Origin of the sequence: Streptomyces sp. NPDC001796 (assembly GCF_042892355.1) — a bacterium.
Classification (GTDB): domain Bacteria; phylum Actinomycetota; class Actinomycetes; order Streptomycetales; family Streptomycetaceae; genus Streptomyces.
In genome coordinates, this window is sequence record NZ_JBIAUC010000015.1 from 1 (window position 1) to 20394 (window position 20394).

11 protein-coding genes and 1 pseudogene are annotated in these 20394 nt (G+C 72.2%); 2 read left to right on the plus strand and 10 right to left on the minus strand.

Annotated elements, in window-relative coordinates:
* On the minus strand, positions 1 to 743 hold a 743-nt coding region (locus ACFYZE_RS25925), incomplete at its 3' end, for a maltotransferase domain-containing protein (protein ID WP_388998645.1).
* Positions 744 to 976: 233 nt separating this feature from the next.
* Complete coding sequence (locus ACFYZE_RS25930; RefSeq protein ID WP_388998648.1) at positions 977 to 2179, minus strand: S8 family peptidase; 1203 nt, start codon at positions 2177 to 2179, stop codon at positions 977 to 979.
* Positions 2180 to 2542: 363 nt separating this feature from the next.
* On the opposite strand from ACFYZE_RS25930, the gene ACFYZE_RS25935 reads away from it, so the two are divergent.
* The gene (locus ACFYZE_RS25935) at positions 2543 to 5167 is read left to right on the plus strand and encodes a glycosyltransferase family 1 protein (RefSeq protein WP_388998651.1); all 2625 of its coding nucleotides are present in this window, start codon (positions 2543 to 2545) and stop codon (positions 5165 to 5167) included.
* Between the two features lie 247 nt (positions 5168 to 5414).
* Here ACFYZE_RS25935 and ACFYZE_RS25940 read toward each other — a convergent pair whose 3' ends face one another.
* From ACFYZE_RS25940 to ACFYZE_RS25970, 7 genes are all read right to left on the minus strand, one after another.
* Complete coding sequence (locus tag ACFYZE_RS25940; protein ID WP_388998654.1) at positions 5415 to 5927, minus strand: DUF1990 family protein; 513 nt, start codon at positions 5925 to 5927, stop codon at positions 5415 to 5417.
* 66 nt (positions 5928 to 5993) lie between these two features.
* Positions 5994 to 7652, minus strand: coding sequence for a M4 family metallopeptidase (locus ACFYZE_RS25945; RefSeq protein ID WP_388998657.1), 1659 nt, complete (start codon positions 7650 to 7652; stop codon positions 5994 to 5996).
* A gap of 242 nt (positions 7653 to 7894) precedes the next feature.
* The gene (locus ACFYZE_RS25950; protein WP_388998660.1) at positions 7895 to 9937 is read right to left on the minus strand and encodes a M4 family metallopeptidase; all 2043 of its coding nucleotides are present in this window, start codon (positions 9935 to 9937) and stop codon (positions 7895 to 7897) included.
* A gap of 342 nt (positions 9938 to 10279) precedes the next feature.
* Positions 10280 to 12073, minus strand: coding sequence for an ABC transporter ATP-binding protein (locus tag ACFYZE_RS25955; protein ID WP_388998663.1), 1794 nt, complete (start codon positions 12071 to 12073; stop codon positions 10280 to 10282).
* Positions 12070 to 13800, minus strand: a complete 1731-nt coding sequence (locus ACFYZE_RS25960; protein ID WP_388998666.1) for an ABC transporter ATP-binding protein — start codon at positions 13798 to 13800, stop codon at positions 12070 to 12072. Before ACFYZE_RS25960 ends, ACFYZE_RS25955 begins: the two co-directional genes overlap by 4 nt.
* A 48-nt stretch (positions 13801 to 13848) precedes the next feature.
* Positions 13849 to 15717 carry an ABC transporter ATP-binding protein gene (locus tag ACFYZE_RS25965; protein ID WP_388998669.1) on the minus strand — a complete coding sequence of 623 codons (1869 nt, stop codon included), beginning with the start codon at positions 15715 to 15717 and terminating at the stop codon, positions 13849 to 13851.
* Positions 15714 to 17570, minus strand: coding sequence for an ABC transporter ATP-binding protein (locus ACFYZE_RS25970; protein WP_388998672.1), 1857 nt, complete (start codon positions 17568 to 17570; stop codon positions 15714 to 15716). Before ACFYZE_RS25970 ends, ACFYZE_RS25965 begins: the two co-directional genes overlap by 4 nt.
* 214 nt (positions 17571 to 17784) lie before the next feature.
* On the opposite strand from ACFYZE_RS25970, the pseudogene ACFYZE_RS25975 reads away from it, so the two are divergent.
* Positions 17785 to 18078: pseudogene (locus tag ACFYZE_RS25975) on the plus strand (ATP-binding cassette domain-containing protein); the annotation flags it as partial.
* A 54-nt stretch (positions 18079 to 18132) separates the two neighbouring features.
* Here ACFYZE_RS25975 and glgX read toward each other — a convergent pair.
* Entirely contained in the window at positions 18133 to 20394 is a 2262-nt protein-coding gene (gene glgX, locus ACFYZE_RS25980) for a glycogen debranching protein GlgX (protein ID WP_388998675.1), read from the minus strand.

Here is a 20394-nt window from a genome sequence, read left to right on the forward strand (position 1 = left end):
AAGAACTCGTACCACGACCCGAACAACGCCCGCTCCCGCTCCACCACCAACGGCAACGGATCCGACGAAGTCACCAGTTCACGCAACGGAAACCGGGCCAGCACCGCATCCACCTCAGGCGTCAACGCCGCCGCGAGACGGGAGGCGGCCGGGCGGCCGGTGTCGCGCAGGGCGCGGGCCGCGGCCAGCAGCACGCCTTGCCCGTCCTCCCCTTCGGGGACGCCGGCGGCCGCGCGCTCGTACAGCCGTGCGCCCTCCTCCAGGACGAGTTCGGTGTCCATTCCCGCCGGAATCTTGATCTGCGCATGGTGGCGCCAGGTGCTGACCGGATCGCCCCACGCCTCCACGGCGTAGGTCCAGCGGCCCTCGCTCGGCAGGGAGACGACGGCTCCCCAGCGGTCGGTGCCGGGGGCCAGTTCACGCATCGGTGTCCAGGGTCCCCGGCGGCCTTCGGCGTCGGTGAGGACGACGTTCGCGGCGACGGCGTCGTGGCCCTCGCGGAAGACGGTCGCGGAGATCTCGAACTCCTCGTCGACCACGGCCTTGGCCGGGCGCCGGCCGCCGAGGACGAGGGGGCGTACGTCGAGGACGGGGATGCGTCCGAGGGTGGGACCGGTCTCCGGCGCCGGGCTCGGCCCCGCGTCCGAGGCGGGTGTCCGCTGGGCGGGGGGACCGGCGTCAGTGTGTCGTGCGGGGGTGGTGCCAGGTGCCGGGGGTGCCGGCGAGTGGTGCGTCGGGGGCATGACCGCTCCTGTCCGCGTCAACATGTCCGGGCGGATGGGGTGTCGGAAGGTGGGCCGGCGGGGTTACCGGATGAGCCTTCCCGCAGTACGGGTGGGCATTCCGGCACTTTGTTAACTACTCACGCGTACGTCTACGTTCAAGACCGGCCGCATTCAGTACAGCCAAGAGGACCGGCCCCGCCCGCGACAAGGGGCGAGGCCGGTCAGAGTACGCGTGTCCGGTTAACCGGGGGTCAAGGATTGTCGACCTGGAGCAGCTTGTTGGGCGACCCGATGCCCGCGCCCTTGATCCGCCCGGAGGCCGCCCGCCGTACGAGGGCCTGGCTGACCTGCGCCGGGGTGGCCTTGGGGTGGCGGGCCAGGTAGAGGGCGGCGGCGCCCGCGACGTGCGGTGCCGCCATCGACGTGCCGGAGAGCGTGGCTGTGCCGGTGTCGCTCGCGTTCGAGTCCGAGGTGATCGCCACGCCGGGGGCGAACAGGTCCAGGCTCGGGCCCCAGTTGGAGAAGCTCGCCCGGGCGTCCTTCCGGTCGCTGGCGCCGACCGTGATGGCCTGATCGACCCGGGCCGGGGAGTACAGGCCGGCCGCGAGCCCGTCGTTGCCGGCGGCGACCGCGTAGGTGACGCCGGAGGCGATGGAGTTGCGCACGGCCGCGTCCAGCTGCGCGTTCGCGTAACCGCCCAGGCTCAGGTTGGCCACCGCCGGCTTCCTCGCGTGCTTGGTCACCCAGTCGATGCCCGCGATGACCTGCGCGGTGGTACCGGCGCCGTTGTCGTCGAGGACGCGTACGGCGACGACCTCGGCCTGCTTGGCCACGCCGTACGTGGCGCCCGCGACGGTGCCGGCCACGTGTGTGCCGTGTCCGTTGCCGTCCTGGGCGGTCGCGTCGTTGTCGACGAAGTCCCAGCCGTAGCTCGCCCGGCCGCCGAAGTCCTGGTGCGAGATGCGGATGCCGGTGTCGATGACGTACGCCGTCACGCCCGCTCCCGCCGGTTCGGGCCAGGTGTAGCCCTGGTCGAGCGGCGGGTTCGGCTGGTCGATCCGGTCCAGGCCCCACGAGGGCGGGTTCTTCTGGTAGTGGTCGAGCGAGACCCGGGTGTCCTGGACGACCGAGGCCACGCGGGAGTCGGCCGCGAGACGCCGGGCCTGCCGCTCGTCGACGGTCACCGCGTAGCCGTTGAGCGCGCTGCCGTAGGTGTGGCTGATTCTCGCCCCGTACTTCTCGGCGATGCCCTTGCCGGCGGGCGACAGGGCCTGTGTTCCCCCCTTGAGCGTCACGATGTAGCTGCCGCTGACGGCGCCGGGAGCACCGGCGCCGAGGACGGTTCCTTCCGGGGCCGCCTGCGCGGGCTGTGCGACGGCCGCGAGCGCCGCGACCGTGGCGATGGTGGTCAGACCGCCCGCCCAGCGCAGACGCGTCTCTCTCATCCGTGCCATGACTCGAGTTCCCCTCCCAACTCGGCGCGACCCGCCCGCAGTTCGCGGCCGGTACGCCGCCTGAAGCCTCTCGTGCGGGCGCGAACCACCACAAGGTCGCCTATGCGTGGGGAATCGGCCATATCGGGGGATGGCGGATGTGTAAAAGTTGCGTTGTTTTTCGGTCGGCTCGAAGAGCATGGAGGAGCTTGAGGACGAGGCCGTTCGGGCCGATCGGGGGTACGGGGGCGGAGCCCCCGGCGACGGCCGCCGCACTCCCGGGTGCCTACGAACCGGCGGTAACCGCACAGACGCCGTGCCGCCACAGCGGAGCGCAGCGTACCGTCGGAGACGCTACGTACGTCCTCCGTGAAGGTGGAATTCGTGAAGGCCATCCGCAGGTTCACCGTACGTCCCGTCCTCCCCGAAGCCCTCCAGCCGCTGAGCGACCTGGCGCGCAATCTGCGCTGGTCGTGGCATGCGGAGACCCGTGACCTCTTCCAGTCCGTCGACCCCGAGCGGTGGGCCGTCTCGGGCGGCGACCCGGTGCGGCTGCTGGGGAGCGTGCCTCCCGCCCGGCTCGCCGAGCTGGCCGAGGACCGCCGCTTCCTGCGCCGCCTCACCGCGGCCGCCGACGATCTGCACGACTACGTCACCGGCGAACGCTGGTACCAGTCCGAGGACCGGTCCTCCGGCCTGCCCGCCGCCATCGCCTACTTCTCGCCCGAGTTCGGCATCACCGCGGCGCTGCCCCAGTACTCGGGCGGCCTCGGCATCCTCGCCGGGGACCATCTGAAGGCGGCCAGCGACCTCGGCGTCCCGCTGATCGGCGTGGGCCTGCTGTACCGGCACGGCTACTTCCGGCAGACGCTCTCCCGCGACGGCTGGCAGCAGGAGCACTACCCGGTGCTCGACCCGAACGAGCTGCCGCTCACACCGCTGAGCGAGCCGGACGGCACCTCCGCCCAGGTCTCCCTCGGCCTGCCCGGAGGCCGCCGCCTGAAGGCCCGTGTCTGGCTCGCCCAGGTGGGCCGGGTGCCGCTGCTGATGCTCGACTCGGACGTGGAGGAGAACGACTTCGGCGAGCGGGGCGTCACCGACCGGCTGTACGGCGGCGGCAGCGAGCACCGGCTGCTGCAGGAGATGCTGCTCGGCATCGGCGGGGTGCGCGCCGTGCGCACGTACTGCCGGCTGACCGGGCACCCCGAGCCGGAGGTGTTCCACACCAACGAGGGGCACGCGGGCTTCCTCGGCCTGGAGCGGATCGCAGAACTGTGCGAGGGCGGGCTCGACTTCGACTCCGCCCTGGAAGCCGTGCGCTCCGGCACGGTCTTCACCACCCACACCCCCGTCCCGGCCGGCATCGACCGCTTCGACCGGGAGCTGGTGGCGCGCCACTTCGGCCCGGACGCCGAGCTGCCGGGCATCGACGTGGAACGGATCCTGCGGCTGGGCATGGAGACCTACCCGGGCGGCGAACCGAACCTGTTCAACATGGCCGTGATGGGCCTCCGCCTCGGCCAGCGCGCCAACGGGGTGTCCCTCCTCCACGGCAACGTCAGCCGGGAGATGTTCTCGGGCCTGTGGCCGGGCTTCGACGCCGACGAGGTGCCGATCACGTCCGTGACGAACGGGGTGCACGCGCCGACCTGGGTGGCACCGGAGGTGTTCCGGCTCGGCGCGCGGCAGATCGGCGCCGAGCGCACCGAGGACGCCATGACCGAGGGCGGGCGCGAGCGCTGGGACGCGATCGCCGAGATCCCCGACCAGGACATCTGGGACCTGCGCCGGGTGCTGCGCGAGCAGCTGGTCCTCGAGGTCCGGGAGCGGCTGTACGCGTCCTGGCGGCAGCGTGGTGCCGGAACGGCGGAGTTGGGCTGGATCGACGGCGTCCTCGATCCGGACGTCCTGACGATCGGCTTCGCGCGCCGTGTTCCGTCGTACAAGCGTCTGACGCTGATGCTGCGCGACCCCGACCGCCTGATGGAACTGCTGTTGCACCCCGAACACCCGATCCAGATCGTGGTGGCCGGAAAGGCACACCCCGCCGACGACGGCGGAAAGCGCCTGATCCAGGAGCTGGTCCGGTTCGCGGACGACCCGCGGGTGCGCCACCGCATCGTGTTCCTCCCCGACTACGGCATGGCGATGGCGCAGAAGCTCTACCCCGGCTGTGACGTGTGGCTGAACAACCCGCTGCGTCCCCTGGAGGCGTGCGGGACGAGCGGGATGAAGGCGGCGCTCAACGGCTGCCTCAACCTGTCGGTGCTCGACGGCTGGTGGGACGAGTGGTTCCAGCCGGACTTCGGCTGGGCGATCCCCACCGCCGACGGCGCGGGGACGGACGAGGACCGGCGCGACGACCTCGAGGCCGCGGCGCTGTACGAGCTGCTGGAGCAGCGAGTGGCGCCGCGCTTCTACGAGCGTGGCCAGGGCGGGCTGCCGGACCGCTGGATCGAGATGGTCCGCCAGACCCTCGTCCACCTGGGCCCGAAGGTGCTGGCGGGCCGGATGGTCCGGGAGTACGTGGAACGCCTGTACACCCCGGCGGCCCACGCGCACCGGGCGATGACACCGCAGGCGGCGCGGGAGCTGGCGGGCTGGAAGGCGCGTGTGCGCTCCGCCTGGCCGTCGGTCACGGTCGACCACGTCGAGACGTCGGCCACGACGGAGACGGCGGAACTGGGCACGACGCTGGCGCTCCGCGTCCGGGTCGGCCTGGGCGAGCTGGGACCGGACGACGTGGAGGTGCAGGCGGTGGCGGGCCGTGTGGACATGGAGGACCGCCTGGAGGACCCGACACCGGTGCCGCTGAAACCGGTGGGCGGCCCGGACGCGGAGGGCCGCTTGCTGTACGAGGGGCCCCTGTCCCTGGACCGCACGGGCCCGTTCGGCTACACGGTCCGCATCCTGCCGTCGCATCGACTGCTGGCGTCGAGCGCGGAGATGGGGCTGGTGGCGGCGCCGTCGGAGGAGATGGTGGGGGCGGCGGGGGTGCTCATGCGCTAGCGCCCGCTCGACAACCCGGGGCAGAGGTATCGGCGCCCGACCGGTGCCCGAGGCGCCGATACCGTCAGGTCGGTCGGGCCGGTGATGTGACGGCCCGGCCGAGGTGCCGGGCGAAGAACCGGACCGCGCCGGCGGCCTCGAACCCGGGCGGCTCCTCGTGCCTGCCGGCGTTGGCGTGCGACGTCTTCTCCTTGGAGGCGAAGGCGTGGAACCGCGGTCGTGGTTCGTCGTCTCCGTACGGCCGCGACTACGCGAGTTCGTCCGGATCCGCGCACAGCCTCCGCAGCACCGCCCCGCACCGCCGTGCGTACGCGTGCTGGAACCCCCGTGCGGCTGGTCCGCCCGCCCTCGTGTACCACCTGGCGGGCCGGCTGAAGGCCGAGATCGTCAGCCAGACCGTGCCGTCGCCCGTGCGGTCCACCACGAAGGCCTCCTCACCGCACTCCGGGTGGCCCGGCAGCGTGCCGTACGCCCAGCCGGCGCGGCGGGGCTCCTCGAGCGTCCAGACCACGCGGCACGGGGCCTTGATCATGCCGGCCAGGGTGATGGTGACGTCCACCCCCGGGGCCGCCCTGTCCTCGGTGACCGAGACTCCGACGCCCATCGCCCGGTGCAGCTCCCAGGTCAGAACCGCCTCGGCGGCCCTGTGGAACACCGGTTCTCCCTCGCCGAGGCGAGCACGGACGTGCAGCGGGCGGAAGCCCTCGGGGCAGTGGCCGGGCACGCGGGTGGCGCCGACATCCTCGTAGGTGAAGGACATGCGCCCCAGCCTAGGGCGGCCCCCGGCGTGACCTTCCCGCCGGGGGCCGCCGTGTCGGCGTGCGTGCTAGTTCACGTTCACCGCGGACCAGGCCGCCGCCACCGCGTTGTACTCGGTGCTGCCGGAGCCGTACAGGGCGGACGCCGCGCTCAGGGTCGCCGTGCGGGCGCCCTTGTAGTTCGTCGTCGACGTCATGTACGTGGTCAGCGCCTTGTACCAGATCTGCAGCGCCTTGGCGCGACCGATGCCGGTGACCGTGGAGCCGTTGTACGTCGGCGAGTTGTAGCTGACGCCGTTGATCGTCTTGGCGCCGCTGCCCTCCGACAGGAGGTAGAAGAAGTGGTTGGCGACACCGGACGAGTAGTGCACGTCCTTGCTGCCGACACTGGAGGACCAGTAGTCGGCGGAGCCGCCGTCCTTGCTGGGCTTGTCCATGTAGCGCAGCGGGGTGCCGTCGCCGTTGATGTCGATCTTCTCGCCGATGAGGTAGTCACCGGGGTCGGAGGCGTTGTTGGCGTAGAACTCCACGCCCGTACCGAAGATGTCCGAGGTCGCCTCGTTCAGACCGCCCGACTCGCCGCTGTAGTTCAGGCCGGCCGTGTTGGAGGTGACGCCGTGGCTCATCTCGTGGCCCGCCACGTCGAGGGAGGTCAGCGGGTGGGTGTTCCCGGAGCCGTCGCCGTAGGTCATGCAGAAGCAGCTGTCGTCCCAGAAGGCGTTGACGTAGGCGTTGCCGTAGTGGACGCGGGAGTAGGCCGCCTTGCCGTCGTTCTTGATGCCGCTGCGGCCGAAGGTGTTCTTGTAGAAGTCCCAGGTCACCTGGGCGCCGTAGGCGGCGTCGGCGGCGGCCGTCTGGTCCGTGGACGAGCTGGAGGCCGTCCCCGTGCCCCAGACGTCGTCCGAGTCGGTGAACAGGGTGCCCGTGGACGAGCTGCTGCTGTGCTTGAGGTTGTACGTCTTGTGGCCGCCCCGCGTGGTGTCGTACAGCTGGTAGGTCGACCCGGACAGGGTGGTGTTCAGGGTGACCGTGCCCGAGTACAGGCTCTTGCCGGTGCCGGTCTCGATGCCCTGGTACTCGTACAGCTTCTTGCCGGTGGCCGCGTCGGTGATGACGTGCAGCTGGTTCGGGGTGCCGTCGTCCTGGAGGCCGCCGACGACCGTCTCGTAGGCGAGGACCGGCTTGCCGCTGCCCGCCCAGATCACCTTGCGGGGCGCGCTGTCGGCGGCGGTCTTGTCCGAGCCCGCGGCCTTCGCGACGGTCAGCGCCTGCTTCTCGGCCTTGGCGGGAGCGATCTGCGGCTTGAGCGAGGCCAGCTTGATGGCCGCGCCGCTCGCTCTGGTCACGCCCTCGGTCCTGCCGGACTTCGAGTGGACGACGAGGTCGCCGCCGAGGACCGGAAGGCCGGCGTAGGTACGCTCGTAGCGGGTGTGGACCGTGCCGTCGACGTCCTTGACGACGTCCTTGACGACCAGCTTCTCCTGGGCGCCGAGGCCTATCTGCCGGGCCGTCTCGGCGGCGTTCTCCTCGGCCGTCGCGATGAGCGAGGTGCGGGCCGCGGCGGACAGGTAGGTCGGGGCGGCGGCGAGAGGCGCCTTGCCGGCGGAAGCGGCCTGGGTCTGGGCCGAGGCGTTCGCGGTCAGGCCCGTGGTGAGGAGGGCTCCTGCGGCGACGGCGGTGGCGATGGCCAGCGTGGTGCGCTGGTGACGCGCGTAGCGGGGAGTCACACAAGCTCCTTCTGTGGGGGATTCCGGTCGGCGTGGGGTTACCAACCGGATCGGTTGTGAAGTTGCGGTGCATGTGCGGCAGCGGTGGAAGCGTGACATGCGGTCGCGTACATGTCAGGAGTTCGAAGTGATGTTGGCCGAAAGTCGACTCGTAGGTGAACGTTGCGGGCATGTAAACGGGCGCCGCCCCGAGGTCGCCCACCTCGGTGACGGCGCCCGATCCGCACTGCTCGGGGTGCGGTTTACGGGAAGGTCAGCTTCCAGCTGTTGAGGGTGCCGACGTCCTGCGCAGCCTGGTCCTGGACCTTCAACTTCCAGGTGCCGTTGGCCGTTTCGGAGGAGGCGTTGACCGTGTAGGTCGCCTTGACGTTGTCCGCCGAGTCGGAGGAACTGAAGTTCTTCAGGCGGTAGGAGGCGCCCGAGGGGCCGACCAGATCGATCACGAGGTCACCGCGCCACGTGTGCGTGATGTCGACGGTCACCTGGAGGTTGCTCGGCGCGTTTCCGGTCCTGCCGGAGACGGTGATCGACGATGTGACGGCGGGTCCGTTGTCCGGGATGGAGACCGGGGTCGTGTTCTCGTACGACGTGCCACCGCCGCCGCCCCCGCCCGAGCGCGACCCGACCGCGACGGCCGCCCAGGCGTCCTGCACCGCCTTGTACTCGGCGCTGGAGGTGCCGTAGAGCTCACCCGCCGCGGCGAGCGTGCCGGTGCGGGCGCCGGCGTAGTTGGTGGTCGAGGTGAACTTCGTGGTCAGCGCCCGGTACCAGATCTGCAGCGCCTTGTCCCGGCCGATGCCGGTGACCGGAAGGCCGTCCGCCGTCGGCGAGTTGTAGCTCACGCCGCCTATGACCTTGGCGCCGCTGCCCTCCGACAGGAGGTAGAAGAAGTGGTTCGCCACGCCCGACGAGTAGTGCACGTCGAGGTTGCCCACACCCGAGTACCAGCTGTCGGCGGAGCCGCCGTCCTTGCTGGGCTTGTCCATGTAGCGCAGCGGGGTGCCGTCGCCGTTGATGTCGATCTTCTCGCCGATGAGGTAGTCACCGGGGTCGGAGGCGTTGTTGGCGTAGAACTCCACGCCGGTGCCCATGATGTCGCTGGTCGCCTCGTTCAGACCGCCGGACTCACCGCTGTAGTTGAGTCCCGCGGTGTTGGAGGTGACGCCGTGGCTCATCTCGTGGCCCGCCACGTCGAGGGAGGTCAGCGGGTCGGCGTTGCCGGAGCCGTCGCCGTAGGTCATGCAGAAGCAGCCGTCGTCCCAGAAGGCGTTCACGTACGCGTTGCCGTAGTGGACCCGCGAGTACGCCGCCTTGCCGTCGTTCCTGATGCCGCTGCGCCCGAAGGTGTTCTTGTAGAAGTCCCAGGTGACGGCCGCGCCGTAGTGCGCGTCGGCGCCCGCGGTCGCGGCGTTGGACGTGGTGCCGTTGCCCCAGGTGTCGCTCGACTGCGAGAACAGCGTGCCGGTGCCGGACGTTCCGCGGTTGAGGTTGTACGTCTTGTGCCCGCCGCGCGAGCCGTCGTTCAGCGTGTACGTCGACCCGGACTGCGTGGTGGTCAGGGTGACCTGGCCGCTGTACTGGGTGTTGCCGATGCCGGTCTCGACGCCCTGGTAGCGGTAGAGCTCCTTGCCGGTGGCGGCGTCGGTGATGACGTGCAGTTCGTTGGGCGTGCCGTCGTCCTGGAAGCCGCCGACGACCGTCTCGTAGGCCAGCACCGGCTTGCCGCTCGCCGCCCAGATCACCTTGCGGGGCGCCTGGTCCGCGCCGGTCCTGCTCGAGCCCGCCGCCCGGGCCGCGGACAGCGCCTGCTTCTCCGCCTTGGCGGGTGCGATCGCGGGGGTCAGCGAGGCGACCTTGAGGGCGGCCTGCGTGGCCTTGACGACCTTCTGCGTCGTCCCCGACTTGCTCGTGTCGACGACGAGGTCGCCGCCGAGGACGGGAAGGCCGGCGTAGGTGCGCTCGTAGCGGGTGTGGAGCGTGCCGTCACCGTCCTTGACGACGTCCTTGACGACCAGCTTCTCCTGGGCGCCGAGGCCGATCTGCCTGGCGGTGTCCGCCTTCGCCGCGTCGGCGTCGCGGATCAGCTCGGCGCGCTGCGAGGGGGAGAGCTTCAGGGCCGCGTGGGCGGGGTCGAACTTCCCGGCGGCGGGGCCGGCCGGGGCGGCGCTCGCGGCGCCCGACTGGACGGCGGCGGCGAGCAGCGCCGAGACGCCGACGAGGGCGACGGCGGCGGCGCGACGGGAGGGGGCGTGGGAGGTGCGTCTGCGAGAGGAACTGCTTCTCAACACTGACTCCTTCTGCGTGGCCGCGGGTCGCGCGGCCAGGGGAGACCGGACGGAGGGTGGGCCGTCCGGGCAGAACAGGGGCGGAACGCGGAACCAGGTGCGGGTGCGCAGTGCGTGAAGGGTGTCGCGGCCCAGCGCAGCGGTCGAAGCTGTGGGGTTGCTGTGGAGGGGCCGTGGGAAGCGTGGCAGAGAGCGATGAAGTTGTCAGGATCGCATCAATAGGTTGGCCGGAAATCGTTCGTTGGCCGGTTGGTCACGTCCGATATACGGATCGTTTGCCGGGAATTCGGCGAGGAGGTGGTATGCCCCGATGGCGGCGACCGCCCGTTCTCCCGGTGGCCGTCACCCGGTGGCCGGCACCCGGGTGCCGTCACCCGGCGGCCGGGGACTGCCGTCTCCGTGCCACGTCCGCCACAATGCCGCGTACGCCCCCTGGGCCGTCACCAGGTCGTCGTGCGTGCCCAGTTCCGTCAGGAGGCCGTTCTCCATCACCGCCACCCGGTCCGCGTCGTGGGCCGTGTGGAGGCGGTGGGCGATCGCGATGACCGTGCGGCCCTTGAGGACCGCCGCCAGTGCGCGCTCCGTGTGGCGGGCCGTCGTCGGATCCAGCATGGCCGTGGCCTCGTCGAGGATCAGCGTGTGCGGGTCGGCCAGCACCACCCGGGCCAGCGCCAGTTGCTGGGCCTGTGAGCCGTCCGTGCGGCAACCCGTCGGCCCCAGCTCGGAGGCCAGGCCGTCCGGCAGCTCCCGCACCCAGTCGTCGGCGCCCACCGCGGCGAGCGCCGCCCACAGCTGCTCGTCCGTCGCGGACGGTTCGGCGACCCGCAGGTTGTCGCGGACCGTGCCGAGGAAGACGTGGTGCTCCTGGGTGACGAGGACGACCTGGCGGCGCAGCCGCTCCGGACCGAGGGCGCAGACGGGCACGCCGCCCACCGTCACCGAGCCCTCGGTCGGCGTGTCGATGCCGGCCAGCAGGCGGCTCAGGGTGGTCTTGCCGGCGCCGGAGGGGCCGACCACCGCCAGCCGTTCGCCCGGCCGCACGGTCAGGTCCACCCCGCGCAGCACCTCGCCCCCGCGGTCGTAGGCGTAGTGCACGTCCGTCACGTCGATCCGGTCGTCCGCCGGGACGGCCGGCGTGCCCTCCGGGCCGGCCTGCGGGGCCCGGGCGAGCCCCTCCACCCGGGCGAAGGACGCGCCGCTGCTCTGCAACTGCTCGACCCGCATCAGGATCTCGTCCAGCGGTGAGCTGAACTGCTGCAGATACACCGCGGCGGCCACCACCGACCCCAGGCTCATCGCCCCGTGCGCCTGCAGCGCCCCGCCGGCCAGCAGCACCCCGGCCACCGGGAGGACGTAGGAGACCTCCACCACCGGGAAGAACACGGACCGCAGGGACAGCGTGTACAGGCGCCGGCGCCGGGAGACGTCCAGCGCGTCCCGGCTCGTCGCGATCCGCCGCTCCTGCAAACGGAACGCCTCCACCGTGCGCGCCCCGGACGCCGTCGCCGCCACGATCTCGGCGACCTGGGAGTTCGCCGCGCCCTCGGCGAGGTAGCCGTCCCTGGCCCGGCGCAGATACCAGCGCAGCACGCACCAGACGGGCATCAGAGCGAACACGCCGATCGCGCCGAGCAGCGGGTCGAGCGCGAAGACCGCGCCCAGCAGGAACAGCGCCTGCACGGTGTTGATCAGCAGCTCGGGGCCGGCGTCGCGCAACGTGGTGCCCACGGTCGCCACGTCGGCGGTGCCGCGCGCGGTCAGGTCCCCGGTGCCGGCCCGCTCCACCACGGAGGCGGGCAGCGCGAGCACCCGGTCGACGAACTCCTCGCGCACGCGGGCCAGGGTCCGCTCCCCGAAGCGGTGACCCACGTACCGGGCCCAGCGCGACAGCAGCAGCTGCGCCAGCGAGCACAGCAGGATGCCGAGCGCCAGGCGGTCCACCGCACCGACGCCGGCCCCGGACCGGACCTCGTCGACGATCCGCCCGAGCAGCCACGGACCGGCCAGCCCGGCCCCGGAGGCCGCCGCGTTCAGGGCCAGTACCGCGGCGAAGGCCCGCCCGTCGGCCCGCACGAGCCGTACGGCGGCCCGCCGCACGTCGACCCGTTCGGCCACGGGCAGCTGTCCCCGGCTCACGCCACGACCTCCTCTGCATCGGCGGTGTCGGTGTCCCGCGCCACCAGCGCCCGGTAGCCCGGCTCCGCCTCGAGCAGCCGCCGGTGGCTCCCGGTGGCCGCGACCTTGCCGTCGACCAGGTAGTGGACGGTGTCCGCCCGGTCCAGGACCAGCGGGGAGGTCGTGGTCACCACGGTGGTACGGCCCTCGCGCGCCTCCCGCAGCCGCTCTGCGACCGCCGCCTCGGTGTGCGCATCGAGCGCCGACGTGGGCTCGACCGCCAGCAGCACCTCCGGGTCGGCGAGCAGCGCCCGCACGAGCCGGACGCGCTGCCGCTGGCCGCCGGACAGGTTGCGTCCCTGCGCGTCGACCGCCGAGCCGAGTCCGTCCGGCAGGCCCTGCACGATGTCGTCGGCCACAGCGGCGTGCACCGCCCGCCCGATCGCCGTGTCATCGACGTCCTGCGCCTCACGGGCGCCCGCGACCAGCTCGCGCAGCGTCCCGGCGAACAGGTCGGCCTCGTTGTCGGCGACCAGGATCCGCTCCCGCACCTGTGACAGCGGGATGCCGTCCAGGCGCACCCCGCCCCAGGTCGCCTCCGACGGGACGTACCGGCCCAGGCGGTCGACGACCGCCGCGGTGTCCGCGGGCCGCGCCCCGGCCAGGGCGGTCAGCCGCCCGGGAGGCACCCGCACCCCGGACTCCGGGTCGTGCAGCACGGACGGCTGCGGGGGAGCGTCGCAGGTGCCGTCGTCCGGCTCCGGCTCCAGCCGCAGCAGCCGTACGACGCGCCGGGCCGCCACCACACCACGGCTGAGCTGGTAGCCGCACTCCAGGAAGAACGCCACCGGACGCACGATCACGGCGACATACCCGTACACCGCCACCAGCTCGCCGACGGTGATGTCCCCCCGGGCGGCGAGCCGCGCCGCGAGCCAGGTCACGACGGCGAGGAACAGCGTCGGCAGCCCCACCCCGAGCGCCTGCATCCAGCTGGTCACCGACCCGACCCGGTACCCCTGCTCCCGCAGCCGCTGGGAGTCCCGGCGGAAGGCGTCCGCGAACAACCCCTTCCCCCCGAGGCCGTTGAGGACCCGCAGCCCGCCCGCGAGGTCGCCGATCCGGGCGGTCAGCACGCCCTGCCGCTCCCGGTACTCCGCCTCCGTGCCCTGCAACCGCCCCATCAGCGGTCCGACGATCAGGGCGATCACGGGCACGCCGAGCAGCACGACCGCGGCGAGCCGCACGGAGACCGACAGCAGCAGCCCCGCTACCACCAGGTACGCGACGACCGCACCCACACCGGGGCCCACGACCGTCAGCGCGCCGGCGATCGTCTGCACGTCGCCCACGCCGATCGTGACCACCTCACCGGCCCCGGCCCGCCGCGGCAGCGCGGCCCCCAGCCGGACCGCGTGCCCCACGACCACCTTCACCGTGCGGAAGTTGGCGTCCATCCGCACCCGGGTCATCACCCGGTGCCGCATGATGCTCAGCCAGGCGTTGAACACCCCGACCGAGAACAGCGCCGTTGACCACGCGGCCAGAACGTCCATGTCACCCGGCCGAAGACCCTCGTCGACCGCCCGGGCCATCAGGTACGGCGTCGCCGCCAGCAGCACCATCCACACGCTGCCGAGCAGCGCCCCCGCCACGGCACGCCCCGGCTGCCGCTTCACCAGCCACCACATGTACCGCCAGCCGCCGCGACAGTCGGGCTTCCCGGGATCCTCGTACGCGTCGATCATCGTCCCGTCTCCCCGTTCTTCCGGTTCTCGCCGATCCCGCCGTTCCGCTCACGCCAGGCTGTCCCGCCAGGCCCGGTGCAGATCCGCGAACCGTCCCGTCCCCGCGATCAGTTCCGCCGGGCTGCCGTCCTCGACGATGCGGCCGCCCTCCATCACGAGCACCCGGTCGGCGATCTCCACCGTCGACAGCCGGTGCGCGATCACCACGGCCGTACGGCCCCGCAGCACCGTCTCCATCGCCCGCTGCACGGCCCGTTCGCCGGGGACGTCGAGGGAGCTGGTCGCCTCGTCGAGGATCAGCACCGCCGGGTCGGCGAGCAACGCCCGGGCGAACGCCACGAGTTGCCGCTGCCCGGCCGAGATACGGCCGCCGCGTTTGCGCACGTCGGTGTCGTAGCCCTCCGGCAGCGCGGCGATGAAGTCGTGCGCGCCGATCGCCTTCGCCGCCCGCTCCATCTCCTCGCGGGTCGCGTCAGGGCGGCCGATCGCGATGTTCTCGGCGACCGTCCCGGAGAACAGGAACGCCTCCTGGGTCACCATGACCACCCCGCGCCTGAGGTCGGGCAGCGCGAGGTCGCGCAGATCCACGCCGTCCAGCAGGACGCGGCCGTCGGTCGGGTCGTAGAAACGGGCCAGCAGCTTGGCGAGCGTCGACTTGCCCGCGCCCGTCGCGCCGACCACCGCCACCGTCTGCCCGGCCGGCAGGGTGAGCGAGAAGCGCGGCAGCACCTCGCCACCCGTGCGGTACGCGAACCGGACCTCCTCGAAGACGACCTCGCGGCCCGGCTGGTCGCCCTTCAGCGGCGGGAGCCCGCTCGGGTGGGCCGGCTCCGGCACGGACGGCCTCTGCGCCAGCAGCCCCGCGATCTTCTCCAGCGAGGCCGCGGCCGACTGGTAGGAGTTCAGGAACATGCCGAGCCGGTCGATGGGGTCGTACAGCCGCCGCAGATACAGCACCGCCGCCGCCAGCACACCCAGCGCGAGGGAGCCCTCCGCCACCCGGTACGCGCCCCACAGCACGATTCCGGCCACCGCCGTGTTGGCGATCAGACGGGAGCCGGTGACATAGCGGGCCATCTCCAGCAGTGCGTCGCCGTTGGTCCGCTCGTGCCGCCGGTTCAGGACGCGGAAGTCGGCGTCGTTGGCCTCCTCCCGGCGGAACGCGCGCACCGGGCGGATGCCGTTCATGGTCTCCGCGAACTTCACGATCACCGCGGCGATCGCGGTCGACCGCCTGCGGAAGACGCGTCCCGCCCGGCGCCGGTAGAGCCGGACCAGCCCGTACAGCGGTACCAGGGAGGCCACCGCGACCGCGCCGAGGCCCAGGTCGAGCCAGAGCAGCATCGCCGAGATGTAGACGAACGACAGGATGACGGTGGCCAGTTCCTGGAGGCCCTCGCTGAGCAGTTCGCGCAGCGACTCCACGTCCGTCGTGGACCGCGAGATCAGCCGGCCCGAGGTGTAGCGCTCGTGGAAGTCGATGCTCAGCGCCTGCGCGTGGCGGAAGATGCGGCCGCGCAGATCGAGCAGCACATCCTGGTTGACGCGGGCGGAGGCGATCGTGAACGCGTACTGCAGCACGCCGGAGGCCGCGGCGGACAGCAGATAGCCGACCGCCACCGCGATGAGCGGGCCGTGGTCGCCGTGCCGTAAGGCCGGTACGGCGCGGTCGATGGCGTACGCCACCAGTAGCGGGCCCACCTGCACAGCCGCCTGCTGGAGCAGCAGCAGGACGCAGGTCAGGGCGGTTCGGGCCTTGAGGGGGGCGAGCAGCGAGCGCAGCAGCGCGGCGGTGGCTCCCGGGGGTGCGGGGAGGGCGTCGCGGTCGAAGGGGTCGTCGGAGGCGGCCGGGTCCGGGGCGGGCCCCTCCCGGCCCTGTTCCTCGTCGTTCGGCGCGGTCGTCGTGGGCGCCGTCATAGGACCTCCTCGCTGTCCTGGGAGCGTGCGGGGTCTCCGGACATCAGATGGGCGTACTCGGCGTCGGTGCGCAGCAGTTCCTGGTGGGTGCCGACGGCGGCGATACGGCCGCCGGAGAGCAGGGCGACGTGGTCGGCGAGCAGGACGGTGGACGGGCGGTGCGCGACGACCAGGGCGGTCGTGCCGTCGAGCACCCGGCGCAGGGCGGCCTCCACTGCGGCCTCGGTGTGCACGTCGAGGGCGGAGAGGGGATCGTCGAGGACGAGGAAGCGGGGAGTGCCGACGACGGCGCGGGCCAGCGCGAGGCGCTGCCGCTGGCCTCCGGAGAGGCTGAGGCCCTGCTCGCCGACCTGGGTGCGGGTTCCCTGGGGGAGGGCGTGGGCGAAGTCGGCCTGGGCGACGGCGAGGGCCCGCTCCAGCTCCTTCTCACCGGCGGTGTCGGGGGCACCCATGAGGACGTTGGCGGCGACGGTGGCGGAGAAGAGGGTGGGTTCCTCGAAGGCGACGGCCACCTGGGAACGGAGCTCTTCTCGGGACATGGCGGTGATGTCGACTCCGTCGAGGGTGATACGTCCCGAGGTCACCTCGTGCAGGCGGGGGATGAGTGCGGTGAGCGTGGTCTTGCCACTGCCGGTGGCTCCTACCAGGGCCATGGTCTCGCCGGGGCGGATGTGCAGGTCGATGCCGTCGAGGATCGGCCGGGAGCCGGTCGGTGCGTCGGGGTAGCGGAAGGAAACGTTGTCGAACCGCAGGCCGTCGGGTTGCCCGGTGCCGGTGCCGGTGCCGGTGCCGGTGCCGGTGGCGGTGCGGGTGCCGGTGCGGCCCGGGAGTCGGGACCGCAACTCGGCGGCACGCGGCGCCTCCGGCTCCTCGTCCATGACTTCGAAGTACCGCTCCGTGGCCGTCGCCGCCTCCTGGCTCATCGCCAGCAGGAAGCCGATGGACTCCACCGGCCACCGCAGCGCGAGAGCCGTGGAGAGAAAGGCCACCAGAGTTCCCGCCGACAACCGGCCGTCCGCGACCTGCACCGCCCCGACGACCAGCGCCGCCCCGAGGGCCACCTCCGGCAGCGTCACGATGACCGCCCAGATCGCCGCCAGCAGCCGCGCCTTGGCCAGCTCCGTCCCGCGCAGCGTGCGCGACAGCTCCCGGAACGCCCGGGCCTGGCTGCGGTGCCGCCCGAACCCCTTGATGATGCGGATGCCGAGCACGCTCTCCTCGACCACGGTGGTCAGGTCGCCCACCTGGTCCTGCGCCCGCCGCGCCACCAGCGCGTACCGCCGCTCGAACACGGCGCACATCACGACGACCGGGATGCCGGGCCCCAGGACGACCAGTCCGAGGGTCCAGTCCTGGAGCAGCATGATCACCACACCCACCAGGATCGTCACGCCGTTCACCAGCAGGAACGTCAGCGGAAACGCCAGGAACTGACGCAGCAGCATCAGGTCCGTCGTGCCCCGGGACAGCAACTGTCCGGACGCCCACCGGTCGTGGAAGGCGACCGGAAGCCGTTGCAGATGCCGGTACAGATCCGCCCGCATCTCCGCCTCGACGCGCGACAGCGGCCGCGCCACCAGCCACCGCCGCACCCCGAACAGCCCGGCCTCGGCGATCCCCAGCAGCAGCAGGTACAGCGCGCCGAGCCACACCCCCGCCGGGTCCCGGTCGGTGACGGGCCCGTCCACCATCCACTTCAGGACGAGCGGGATCACGAGCCCCACGCAGGAGGCGACGATCGCGACGAACGCCGCGGTGAACAGCCGCAGCCGCACCGGGCGCACATACGGCCACAGGCGCAGCAGGGTGCGGACGGCGGAACGGTCGCTGGTGGTTGCACGTGTCGTCGGCATCAGTGCGAGCCTACGGATCGGCACTGACACTGCCCACCGAGTTTCGGCCCGCCCGAGGTCCACCGCTGGTCCTACGACCTGGGTGTTCGAGGGGCCGTACGACCCGGCGTCACGCGGTCGTATCACCCCGTCAGCCGATCGGTTGATGCTCCTTCGAGCGGGACGGCCGATGTGCCGCACCCGGTTCGCCCGGGACCCTCGACGCATGACCAGCATGACCCGGACGACCGGGCGACCCGTCATCGAAGTCGACGCTCTGCGCAAGTCCTACGGCGGCCGGGCCGTCGTCGACGGTGTCACCTTCGTCGTCGAGGAGGGCGAGATCTTCGGGATCCTCGGCCCGAACGGCGCCGGCAAGACCACCACCGTCGAGTGCGTCGAAGGTCTGAGGGTCCCGGACGCGGGCCGCGTCCGGGTCACCGGCCTGGACCCCGTCGCCGACCACGAGCAGGTCTCCCGCGTCCTCGGCGCCCAGCTCCAGCAGAGCGAGCTGCAGCCCAAGCTCACCAGTGGATCGTCTTCGCCGCCCTCCTGGCAGGTGACCGGGCGCAGGGCCGGGCCCTCAGCCGGCGACTTTCAGCAGCAGCACCGCCCGGGCCGGCACCGTCACCGTCGCGCCCGCCCGGTACTCCGTGCCCGGGGCCTGCGCCTGTTCCTCGCGGGAGGTGTCCACGACCAGTTCGTAGCGCTCGGCCCACGGCGGCCCCGGCAGCACGAAACTCACCGGGCGGTCCCCGGCGTGCAGCACCGCGAGAAAGCTGTCGTCCACCACGGGTGCGCCCCGGGCGTCCCGGCCCGGTATGTCCCGGCCGGACAGATACATGCCGAGGGTCGCGGCGGGCGCGTACCAGTCGCGCTCGGTCATCTCCGCCCCCCGGGGGGTGAACCACGCCAGGTCCCTCAAGCCGTCCGCCGCCTGCGGCCGCCCGGAGAAGAACGCCCGGCGGCGCAGCACCGGATGGCGGTGGCGCAGCGCGATCAGGCGACAGGTCAGGTCGAACAGCGCCCGCCAGCCGGGGTCGGCCGGCAGGCTCCAGTCCACCCAGCCGATCTCGTTGTCCTGACAGTAGGCGTTGTTGTTGCCGCGCTGGGTGCGGCCCATCTCGTCGCCCGCGACCAGCATCGGCACGCCCGTCGACAGCAGGAGGGTGGTCAGGAGGTTCCGCAGCTGCCGGCGCCGCAGCGCGCGTATCCGCTCGTCGTCGGTGTCGCCCTCCGCGCCGCAGTTCCAGGAGCGGTTGTCGTCGGAGCCGTCGCGGTTGCCCTCGCCGTTGGCCTCGTTGTGCTTGCGCTCGTACGACACCAGGTCGCGCAGGGTGAAACCGTCGTGCGCGGTGACGAAGTTGACCGAGGCGTACGGGCGGCGGCCGCCCCACGCGTACAGGTCGCTGGAGCCCGACAGGCGGTAACCCAGGTCCCGCACGTCCGGCAGCGCGCCACGCCAGAAGTCCCGTACCGCACCCCGGTAGCGGTCGTTCCACTCCGTCCACAGCGGGGGGAACGCACCGACCTGGTAGCCGCCCGAGCCCACGTCCCACGGCTCCGCGATCAGCTTCACCCGGCGCAGCACCGGGTCCTGGGCGATGACCGCGAGGAACGGGGAGAGCATGTCGACGTCGTGCATGGACCGCGCGAGCGCCGCCGCCAGGTCGAAGCGGAAGCCGTCGACGCCCATCTCCGTCACCCAGTAGCGCAGCGAGTCGGTGATCAGGCGCAGCACCTGCGGCTGCACCACGTGCAGGGTGTTGCCGCAGCCGGTGTAGTCCGCGTAGCGGCGCGCGTCGGACTGCAGCCGGTAGTAGCCGCGGTTGTCGATGCCCTTCAGCGACAGCGTCGGGCCCAGCTCGCCCGCCTCCGCGGTGTGGTTGTAGACCACGTCGAGGATCACCTCGATCCCGGCCGAGTGCAGCGCCTTCACCATGCGCTTGAACTCGCCGACCTGCTGGCCGGCCGTGCCGGTGGAGGCGTAGGCGGCGTGCGGGGCGAAGTAGCCGATCGAGTTGTAGCCCCAGTAGTTCCTCAGGCTGCGGCCCAGCAGGTGGTCCTCGTGCGCGAACTGGTGTACGGGCAGCAGCTCGACGGCTGTCACGCCCAGCTTCACCAGGTGCTCGATCGCCGCCGGGTGCGCGAGGCCGGCGTAGGTGCCGCGCAGCTCCTCGGGGATGTCCGGGTGCAGCCGGGTGAAGCCGCGCACGTGCAGCTCGTAGATCACCGAGTCCGCCCAGGGCGTCTTCGGGCGGTGGTCGTCGGCCCAGTCGTCGTCGTCGTGCACCACGACGCCCTTCGGGACGTGCGGCGCGGAGTCCCGGTCGTCGCGCACGGTGTCGGCGACGTGCTGGTCGGGCCAGTCCCGCACGTGCCCGTACACCTCGGGCGGCAGGGAGAACTCACCGTCCACCGCGCGCGCGTACGGGTCGAGGAGCAGCTTCGCCGGATTCCAGCGGGCACCGGTCCACGGGTCCCAGCGGCCGTGCACCCGGTAGCCGTACCGCTGCCCCGGCATCACGCCGGGGACGAAACCGTGCCATATCTCGTGCGTCAGTTCGGTCAGCCGGACCCGGGTCTCCCGGCTCTGCGGACCCGGCCCGTCGAACAGGCACAGCTCGACCGCCTCCGCGCCCCCCGCCCACAGCGCGAAGTTGGTGCCCGCGACCCCGTCCGGGCCGGCCCGGAAGCGCGCCCCGAGCGGGGTCGGCGCACCCGGCCACACGGGCACCGTGGGCACCGCGCGCCGCCTGCCGTTCAGCACGGCGGCAGAGCGCGCGGACCGTTCCTCGCCCGCCCGCTCCTCCTGCACTGCCTCCTGCTCGGCTGCGCTGGACAC